This window comes from Streptomyces sp. NBC_00986 (genome assembly GCF_045162565.1).
In the GTDB taxonomy this organism is placed as follows: domain Bacteria; phylum Actinomycetota; class Actinomycetes; order Streptomycetales; family Streptomycetaceae; genus Streptomyces.
On the sequence record NZ_CP108733.1, the window covers coordinates 11,741,930 to 11,750,813 of the forward strand.

The following is an 8,884-nucleotide window of genomic DNA, read 5'->3' on the forward strand; positions in this document are numbered from 1 at the left end:
ACACGAGCATGCTCTTCTACGACGGCACCACGCCGACGCTCACCATGTTCAGCCCGGGCGCGTACCACACCTTGATCAACTCAGACTGTCGCAGCGTGCTCGATGAGACGCCGAACAGGACCTCATCAACCCCCGCACCGACCCCGACTGCCGGTGATGCTCCCCGCATGAGCAGTTCGCGCTCGGACCGGCCGACTGCCACGGGACACCAAACTGACCAACCTGGTGCTGCCATTCCGCAATGGGCCTACCAGCGCATGCCCAACTCGTCGAGTGCCGCCAGACGTTCCGGGGTGAGCTTGTCGGCCCTGCGCCGTGTGTTGTCGAGCCACCCCCCGAGTCGAACCGGCACACCACTCTCCCCGTCCCCACCGGCCAGCTCCTCGACGAACTTCCTCGGGACACGGAGGTGGCCTTCACGCGCGTGGAACTGGCGGGCGGCGGCGAGATGCGTGGCCCATCGGTCGGTCCGAGTCCGTCTCCCCGCCTGCGTTGCCGTCTCTGCCGGCGTGAGCGGCTGCAGGCCAAGGACACTGTCGAGCAGCCACTGCTGCACCGGTGCCAGCCTGTCCCAGCCGGCCCGCTGTGCCTGGATCCAGGCGCCGAGGTCCTCGCCCTGCACGATCGCCTCACCCGCCCCTGCCGGCAGTGCCCCGCCGGCGCGGACGTGGGTGAGCGTCAGGTGGAAGCCGCGTTGCCAGTCGATGCCCCATCCGGGGCACCAGGCCGGGTCGATCCCGTCCAGGGCGTCCAGACGGCTCTCGGAGAGTTCACCGGCCGACGAGATGCCCGTTTCCCCGGCGGCACGCCGCTCGGCGTTCGCGCGGGTCTTGCGGGCCGCTGCACGCTGGTTCTTCAGCCACACCCCGATCGCCATCCCATCACCGCCCCAGACCGCGGTGGCGGGCGCGAGAAGATGCCCGTGCACGGCTGCGTAGTCCTTGGCGACGGCGAGTCCATCGGCCCAGGCGGTGTCCCACGCCGACCACACCACCCCGAGCGCCTCAAGCTCGACAACCCGTCTGGCCTCCAGCGTGCCGGCGGCGTAAGAGCGCCGTACATCCGCCAACCAGCGGCCCAGCGGATACCCCCCGACCGCGCCCCACTCCTCAGGCGCCACGAACACGTAGGGCACCCGCAGCCCGGCGCTGCCGCTCTCGCGCAGCCACTTCGCCGCGGCCTCGACGCCCCGCCGCCAGTACGCCCCCTCGGGGTCGATGATCCGCAGCCGGATGAACTGCGTCAGCGCGAACGGATCACGCTCCTCACTGAAGCGCAGCACCCCCGCCGCAGCCCCACTGACCGCTGCAAGGCCCCGCTCCTGCCCGCTGTCCTCACCCTCGAACCCGCCCTCCCCGTCCCCCTGCCCGACCCCGGGACGACTGTTGCGGACCCGCGCCTCCGCGAGCGCAGAGACCGTCTCCGCATCGTGAGACCGCAGCGCCCCGAGGACCTTTGCAAGAGCGCTCAGCGAGGCCGAGGTCAGCATGTCGTCGGGATCCTCGTCCGGTCCGAGGAACACCGGAACGATCAGCGTGGCCAGCTTCCCCGCTCCCGGCTGCATCCGCAGCGCCCGGCCGACCATCTGCACGATGTCGATCATCGAACCACGCGCATCCGCGAACAGCACCGCGTCACATTCAGCTGTATCGACGCCTTCTCCAAGGACGCGAACGGAACTCAGCACACGCAGTGCGGCGGGAACATCCCGTTCCCCGGACTGCGGCCCTCGAAGGAAATCCGACGCGAACTCCTCCAGCACCCGACGCCGGTGCAGCGGCGGGTGCCCGCCGTACAGCCAGCCGGCCCACACCCGCTCCGCAGCCGGAAACGTGTCAGAGTCGTCCCGGGCGAGCCGGGCAGCGACCGCCGGCACCCCGGCCGCCATCGCCTCCGCCTCACCCACCCGGCTGTGAAAAGCCAGCACCCGCCGAAACCGCTCCTCGACGGCAGCCCTCATCAGCCCCGTCTGAACCGCCGCCAGCCGGACCCCGCGCACGGCGTCGGAGCCGGTGTCCCCGCTCGTCAGCACGGCATGGAGGCCAGGGTCACGGATGTCGAGACACAGCACCTGATACGGAGCCACCAGCCCCAGCCGGATGGCCTCCGACAGCCGCAACCTGTACGCGACCGGCCCGAAGACAGGGGAGTCCTCCTCCATACTCGCCACCAGCCGCGGGGCGCCGCCCTCCGCCTCCCAGACACGCGCCGTCGCCGTCATGTACAGCCGCCGCACCGCCGGAATCTGCTGCTGGTCATGCACCGCAGCCCACGGCCGGCCCGCATCACCACTCACCCGGTGCGCCTCATCCACCACCACCAAGTCCCACACCTGCAGTCCGGCCTCGTGCGCCCGCTGCACAACGCCCTGACCGACACAGGCGTAGGTCGCGAACACCGTCACCGGATCCGGCCCCGACGTCCACTCCACCAGCTCGGCCGGATCCGTCGTGCACGGCACACCACCACTCTCCCGCGCACGCAGAGAACAGACCCCCACCATCAAGCCCCTGCGCCCGCCCCGACGCCACGCACGCGCCATCTGAGTGAGGAGATCCAGGGTGGGCACCAGAACCAGCACCCGGCGGGCGGACAGCCGGCGCGCCGACTCGACACCGATCAGCGTCTTCCCGGACCCGGTAGCAGCGATGACCTGCGCCCTGAGGCCGTCGGCAGGCATACGGCCGCCGGGGAGGCCGGAAAGCGCCCGGACAACAGAATCAACGGCCTCAACCTGATGCGGACGCAGCGTCACATGCGGCATCCGAACATCTTCCACCAGCACCTGACAGGCACCCAACCAGCAGCACCCTGCCGCCCGCGAAGACGCCCCCGACCGCATCGTGAAGGCCGCCGCGACCCGGTCCGGGCCAGGTCACCAGGCCGCAGCCAACGGCACCGGCTCCACCGCGACACCCGGCAGCACCGAACACGCCGAGGGTTGCAATATTCGCATCAATAGTGCGTATCTTGTATACTTCTCGCTATGAGTATGGCCCTGGACGAGCGGCTGCGGTCGGCGATCGCCGCGCTCCTGCATGCGACAGGCGAGTCGCAGGCCGATCTCGCGGCCGCGCTGGGGGTGAGTCAGGCACAGGTGAGCCGCCGTCAGTCCGGAGCGGCCGCCTGGAGCCTGGCCGACTGCGACATCGTGGCCGCACACTACGGAATCGACGTACTGGAACTGCTGGCCGGCCCCACCCAGGCCACAGAGTCCCTGCCCACGCAACGCCGCCGACCAGCCGGCCGCACCGCAGCCCGCGCCCGCCGGACTGCTGCCGTGCAGGACGGGGGAGCACGATGACGGACTTCGAGGCAATCGACGCCCTGCTCGCCCGAGCCAAGCAGGAAACACCCTTGCCGCCCGTTGAAGAACGCCGCCCTCTACGGGAGGCACTGAACGTCTCACGCACCCAGCTCGCACAAGCTCTGGGCGTCGGCACGTCCACGGTCGGGGGCTGGGAGTCCGGACGCGACCCGAGCGGCGAAGTGCGCGAGAAATACGCCTACTTCCTCAACGGAGCCCGCACCAAGCTGGACACCGCCGCAACTGCAGACACAGAGCCCGCCACCGAACCTCCAGAGGAGCCAGCGGAAGCCGACGAGCTGGCCGACCTGGACGACGTCGACGAACTAGCCGTCCCGCAGCCGTGCGTACTGTGCGGGCAGCCCGCCCACCACCAGGTCGAAGGATTCCCCCAACACCTGGACCCAGCCGACTGCGGTCCCGCCCCGGCAGCCCCGGCCACTGAGCCCGCCTCGGAGCGGGAGCCTGCCGGGCGTGCCGAGGCGTGGCGTCCGGCGGCCGCGGACAGGCCGGTGCGGCAACTCGGGCGCGGGGTGAAGGTGGTGCCGGTCGGGCGTCGTATGCAGACCGCCGACACCCCGGACCCGATCGCGTCCGCCGTCGCCGCCGTGCTCGCTGAGCACGCCGGCGATGTCGAGGCGGCGACCGCGACGTTGGTGAAGCGGGCGATCCCGGACGCGATGACCCTGCTCGACACAACCCGCAAGGGCGGCCGCTACGACGTCGTCGCGCACCCGTGGCTACCCGACGTGCTACGCAAGCAGACCGCGCGGGGCGCCGACCAGATCTGGGAGGCCCGCCCTAAATGGGCCCGCCCCGAACTCCCGCCAGGTGTGCACGAGGTGACCGCGCTCGACATCAACGGCGCCTACCTGTCCGCACTCAAGACCCACCTCCCGCTCGGTCAGCTGGAACACTCCACCGGCGACCACCACGACCGCCGCCGGGCCGGCATCCACCTGATCACCCCACCCGCCTGGAACCACGACACGGTCCTGCCCAACCCGATCGGCAACCGCGACGAAGCCGGCCCGCTGTGGATCACGGAGCCGACCCTGCGCCTGCTGCTGCGGATCTCCAGCCCCAAGTACGCCCTGTGCGAGCCGCCCGCAATCCACGAATCGTGGACGTCGGGCGCCACCGAGAGCCTGCTGGAGAAGTTCCGCATCACCCTCAAGGACGCCCGCGACACCGCGATCACCGACGGCGACGACGTAACCCTGGAGTACGTGAAGGCGATGTACTCGAAATTCGTCTCAACCATGGGGGAGTCAAACTACAACCGGGACCTGTACCGCACCGACTGGATGCACCTCATTCGTTCCCAGGCATTCGTGAATTTGTGGTGGAAAGCCCACCGCGCCTACGACGAAGGCCTTATGGTGGTACGCGCGATGGGCACCGACGAATTGCATGTCATCGGCGAATGGCGCGCCATTTTCCCCGAAGGGCGCGGCGTGACCGAGGTGAAGGTCAAGGACATTTACACGGTCGGCACCGCGACGGAAGAGAAGGCCTGAAATGCCCGAGCGGAACATCGACTTCGGCAAGTACGGCGCACGCGGCATCAAGGGCTACGAAGCCGTCGCCCGCCAACTGGACGCCCTCGCCGGCTACATCGCCACCCCGATCACCGCCCGGCGAGGCCTCCTCGCCCGCCTGCACTACCTCACCCGCACCGACCACGCCCAGGCCGCCGCACGCGCCGCCGGCCTGACCGTCACCCGCCGCACGCTGCGCGCCTGGCTGAACGGCACCCGCACGCCCTCACGAAAGAACCTCGCCGCGATCGAGCAGGCCTACCGCACCGTGCGCCGCGAGAACGTCGCCCGCTACCTCCTCACCCGCCTCAACCGCGGCACCCGAGTCGAGATCCACCCCCTCAACCAGTCACAGGTGGACCGCCCCCACCAACGAGCAGTGGAGTTTCGGACGATGAACGTGCGTCACTGGGACCGGATCGTCGCCGCGTGGGTGGCTGGCGACGACCAGGAGCTGGACGACGCGTGGGTCGACCAGGTCGTCGACCTCGGCTCCCAGTGGGGGCAGTACGAGTACGTCACCAACATCGGCTTCGCGGCATGAGTACGTTCGGCAACCATCTGTGATCCTGCGAGCAGGGCCCCGCACATGGTGCGGGGCCCTGCTTCATGTCCGGCGACGACCGCGACGATCCGCCGTCGACGTGTCGGGATATCCCTATCTACGCGGCCATGTCCACGTCGGTGCTCTCGTGGCTGGACAGCTTGAGGGGGATGGCGGCCGTCTTCTGCTTGGTCCGGGCGAGCGTCTCCTGGAGGGCCTTGAGCCGCTTGGCCTCCGCGTCGGCGTGGGCCCGGTCCACCGCGGCGAGCCACGGTTCGAGGTCGGCAGGGCTGACGACGTAGCAGGCCTTGAGGAAGGCGATGGTCTGCCGGAGGTCGACGGGCAGCATCTCGCCCTTGATGACGCGGCGGGTGCTGCTGCTGGGCAGCACGCCGATCTCGGACATCCGTTCCATCTCACCGGGCGTGGGATAGCCAGCCCACACATGCTGTCGGCGCAGGTCGCGGAGCAGGTCGGCCCGCGTGGAGATCAGGTCTGGGTCGGGGGCGCTGGGAACGTAGTACGGGGCCCGGGTGTCCCGGCGGGCACGGATCCACAGCTCCTGGCCGCGGTTGATGGCGGAGCTGAGGGCCGCGACGGTCATCTCCTTGCTGGTGGAGGTCGTGGCGATGAAGGCCAAGACGGTTTCCTGGGAGGGCACGGAGTTGCCGGAGGCGGCCCGCTCGAACGTGGCCTTCGAAGGGATGCCGTTGACCTCCTGGGACATCTGCTCGTAGGTCTGGCCGGACCGGGCCTTGCGCTCGCGCAGGAAGTCCGCGAGCTTCGCGCGTGCCGGAACGGTGCGGTTCACCGGCTTCTCGGGGCGCCCCACGCCGATCACCTCAGTTCCCTGCACTGAAGTAGGCACGGACCATGCGGCTGATACGGCCGGCCCTGCTGCTGCCGGTCACTGCCATCGCGACGACGGTGGCGCCGGTGGTGCCGGCGCCCGCGAGGAGCAGCAGGACATCGCGGACGTTCATGCCCGAAGGGGCGAGGAAGGCCGCGGTGACGACGAACGCGACGATGACGACCGCCTGCGGCATGCCGAACCGGCCGGCCGTGGTCGTGGTGCTGGTGCCGGTCGACACCGGCGTGGTGGCCGCGGCGCCCGCCGCAGCAGTGGGCTTTCCGCCCATGTGTGTATCCCCTTACGTACCGTCCGGCGATCAGGAGATCGCCGGACGGCGCTACTTGCTCCAACCGGACTCGTCTCCCATGCGCCTGGCGAGAGTTGGCGCTCTCGACACGTGGGAGACCTGCTGCTCCACAGGGTCCCAGCCGCTACGGCATGTATGACAGTCGGTCAAACCGTTGGCTCACCAACGCTCCAAAAGGCCACCAGTGACCTCCGTCACGCGATTGCAGGCGCAGACCAGTACGTGCGGGTATGGCGAATGTGAAGATCGAAAGGTGTTGGCGCAGGTCACGGCGTCGAACACGGCCCTAGCATGCGGCGGGGATGGCCGAAATTGTGAGTGCGCAATTCTCACCTGGCGATCTACCAGATATGTGCGCAAGGCTGGCATAGTTGGACACGGGCGTGCTGACCTGCGTTGATTCAATTTCGCGCCGCCCGTGATCTGAGTGCATCAGAAAGTCCAGGCACACTCGTAGTCAGCTACCGGTGGGCGTACGCCGACCGTGGCGCCCTGATTGCTACTGGCTCCAACCGGCACGCAGCAGGGAAGCAGAGAAGGTGTTGGCGCACCTCTCTCCACGTGAAGCCGATCGCCTACGCCCATCACGGGCGGGCATCGGCTTCACCTGCATTGCGTACGTATTCGGACCGGCCTGGGAAGCGCCGACGGTGTGCGCTTCCACTGCGCACCGCGATTTGCCCTACGTGACGGCTGTTGGAGCCCAGGTGCTCGCACCGGTCCATACGGATTACCGGCGTTCGGCGCAGGGCGTCGGCGGCGTGCGCGAGCAGCACCTGTCGCCCCACCCGAGAGCGTCCGTCCGTCGCCTGATGCCCCCTCACCACGGGCCTCGGCTCGACACATCTGCTTCTCCGACTCCCGCGGCGAAGCAGATGGAGAACATCATCAACGACGCGGAGCTCCGCGCCTTGGACCGCGTCCTGGCCGTCCTCTCCGTCGACCCCAAGGCCGGCGCGCTGATTCCGGGCACCGTCCCGTCGTCACCGCCGACGGAGAGACAGCAGGCCTCGCCGAGCCGGGGGTGGGTTCAGGACAGGCAGCAGCGCCTCTCGGAATTCCGCCAGGGCATGTTCCACCCGGCCTTCCTCCGCGAAGTTCTCGACGATCGTGGTGAACACGTTCCCTGCTGCCGCAGCCAGGTCCCGTTCCTGGCGACTCATCAGCGGCGCGGCGGCAGCTCCAAGGCGAATGAGCGGCCCAGCCAGTCCGGCCGCCGATGCTGTGTGGTCCCGGTCCCACTGCCTGATGACCTTCGACGCGTTGCCGTAGCCGGTGAGGAGACCAAGGCGACCTCGCCCTGACCGAGACCACTCCGCAAGTCCCTGGACCAGTGCGTGCATGCCGACGGTCAGCCGTGTTCTTCGGCTACCCGTGAGCTGGTCATGGAGACCGCCTGTCACCTTCAGGTCGAGCACCGCCGCGATCAGCTCGTCCGCCTGCGCTTGCAGCTCCGTCCGGTCGTCCATCCGTTGCTTGCGGGCTTCGGTGCGCCGTGTCTGCCAGTCGTTCGCTACCGCCCCGAGACCCAGGAGAGCCGCTCCACTGGCAAGTGTGAGGAGCGTGTTAATGAGATCACCGTTCATGTCCCACTCGACACTGGGACCAGCTCGCTTAGTTCCCCGGTTCACCCTTTCAGGGTGGGGCCTGCGGCGGTGTTACGGCGCAGGCCCCACCACCGCAGGCAGAGTCGGTCCGTCGAAGTACCGTCCAATAGGGGATATGCAAATACCCCCAGAATTAATCCGTTGCGAAGAATTACGCCACCGAACCGATAAGAGAAAAATGAAGGCTCGCGTGAGTTCCCTGTTCGAAACTACACGCGAGCCTCATTCGATGTTACTTATTTCTGCGATTCCTGAAATAGCAAACAGTCTTACGCAAAGAAACTGTCAAGCCGAGCCAGCAGAAGTAAATTTAAATACTGAAATTAGTGTAGCGATCGTTAGTGTTGGATATTCTTTCTTTTGTTAATTTGTCAGGCATATACCCTCCATTCTTATCGATACAGTCGTAGGAGTTTTTCATCGGCCGATCGATCGACGATATTGGGGAGTAAATGCACTGAATTGGTTGTGGCGAATTACTCCAGAATTTATCTAGTTCTCAAGAGTGACGCATTTCTCGAAGAGGCCTCCATTCACCTCTGAACCCGCCCCTAGCCAGCTGCTTTCGCAGGGCTGGGGCGCGGAGCGCACCGGTCCTGTCCGGGGCCGGCCGGAGGCTGGTCCCGTTGCCGGATCGCGGAGCGAGCCGGTGACCGGAACGGAGTTCCGGTCTTCCGCGCGGAGCGCGGAGAGTGTCGCGTAGCGACACCGCGTCGTGTCTGCGG

Annotated in this window: 7 protein-coding genes; 3 read left to right on the top strand and 4 right to left on the bottom strand. The window is 67.7% G+C overall.

Annotated elements, in window-relative coordinates:
- Positions 1-247 precede the first annotated feature (247 nt).
- Positions 248-2,764: a Helicase associated domain protein gene (locus OG504_RS52755; RefSeq protein ID WP_405987753.1), complete on the bottom strand. Its 2,517-nt coding sequence runs from the start codon at positions 2,762-2,764 to the stop codon at positions 248-250.
- 222 nt (positions 2,765-2,986) lie between these two features.
- On the opposite strand from OG504_RS52755, the gene OG504_RS52760 reads away from it, so the two are divergent.
- The 3 genes from OG504_RS52760 to OG504_RS52770 are packed head-to-tail and all read left to right on the top strand — an operon-like array spanning position 2,987 to position 5,392.
- The gene (locus OG504_RS52760; protein WP_405987752.1) at positions 2,987-3,304 is read left to right on the top strand and encodes a helix-turn-helix domain-containing protein; all 318 of its coding nucleotides are present in this window, start codon (positions 2,987-2,989) and stop codon (positions 3,302-3,304) included.
- The gene (locus OG504_RS52765) at positions 3,301-4,827 is read left to right on the top strand and encodes a helix-turn-helix domain-containing protein (protein WP_405987751.1); all 1,527 of its coding nucleotides are present in this window, start codon (positions 3,301-3,303) and stop codon (positions 4,825-4,827) included. Before OG504_RS52760 ends, OG504_RS52765 begins: the two co-directional genes overlap by 4 nt.
- Before the next feature lies 1 nt (position 4,828).
- Positions 4,829-5,392 (top strand): helix-turn-helix domain-containing protein, encoded by a 564-nt coding sequence (locus OG504_RS52770; protein ID WP_405987750.1) that lies wholly within the window; start codon positions 4,829-4,831, stop codon positions 5,390-5,392.
- 118 nt (positions 5,393-5,510) lie between these two features.
- On the opposite strand, the gene OG504_RS52775 is transcribed toward OG504_RS52770, so the two are convergent.
- The 3 genes from OG504_RS52775 to OG504_RS52785 form a co-directional block, all read right to left on the bottom strand.
- Complete coding sequence (locus tag OG504_RS52775; protein ID WP_405987749.1) at positions 5,511-6,224, bottom strand: hypothetical protein; 714 nt, start codon at positions 6,222-6,224, stop codon at positions 5,511-5,513.
- Positions 6,225-6,234: 10 nt separating this feature from the next.
- Entirely contained in the window at positions 6,235-6,531 is a 297-nt protein-coding gene (locus OG504_RS52780; protein ID WP_405987748.1) for a hypothetical protein, read from the bottom strand.
- A gap of 1,004 nt (positions 6,532-7,535) precedes the next feature.
- Positions 7,536-8,138, bottom strand: a complete 603-nt coding sequence (locus tag OG504_RS52785; protein WP_405987747.1) for a hypothetical protein — start codon at positions 8,136-8,138, stop codon at positions 7,536-7,538.
- Positions 8,139-8,884: the final 746 nt, after the last annotated feature.

Excerpts from the sequence above, each read along its gene's own strand:
- OG504_RS52765 (WP_405987751.1), top strand. The coding sequence starts at position 3,301 with ATGACGGACTTCGAGGCAATCGACGCCCTGCTCGCCCGAGCCAAGCAG.
- OG504_RS52770 (WP_405987750.1), top strand. The coding sequence starts at position 4,829 with ATGCCCGAGCGGAACATCGACTTCGGCAAGTACGGCGCACGCGGCATC.
- OG504_RS52785 (WP_405987747.1), bottom strand. The coding sequence starts at position 8,138 with ATGAACGGTGATCTCATTAACACGCTCCTCACACTTGCCAGTGGAGCG.
- OG504_RS52780 (WP_405987748.1), bottom strand. The coding sequence starts at position 6,531 with ATGGGCGGAAAGCCCACTGCTGCGGCGGGCGCCGCGGCCACCACGCCG.
- OG504_RS52760 (WP_405987752.1), top strand. The coding sequence starts at position 2,987 with ATGAGTATGGCCCTGGACGAGCGGCTGCGGTCGGCGATCGCCGCGCTC.
- OG504_RS52755 (WP_405987753.1), bottom strand. The coding sequence starts at position 2,764 with ATGCCGCATGTGACGCTGCGTCCGCATCAGGTTGAGGCCGTTGATTCT.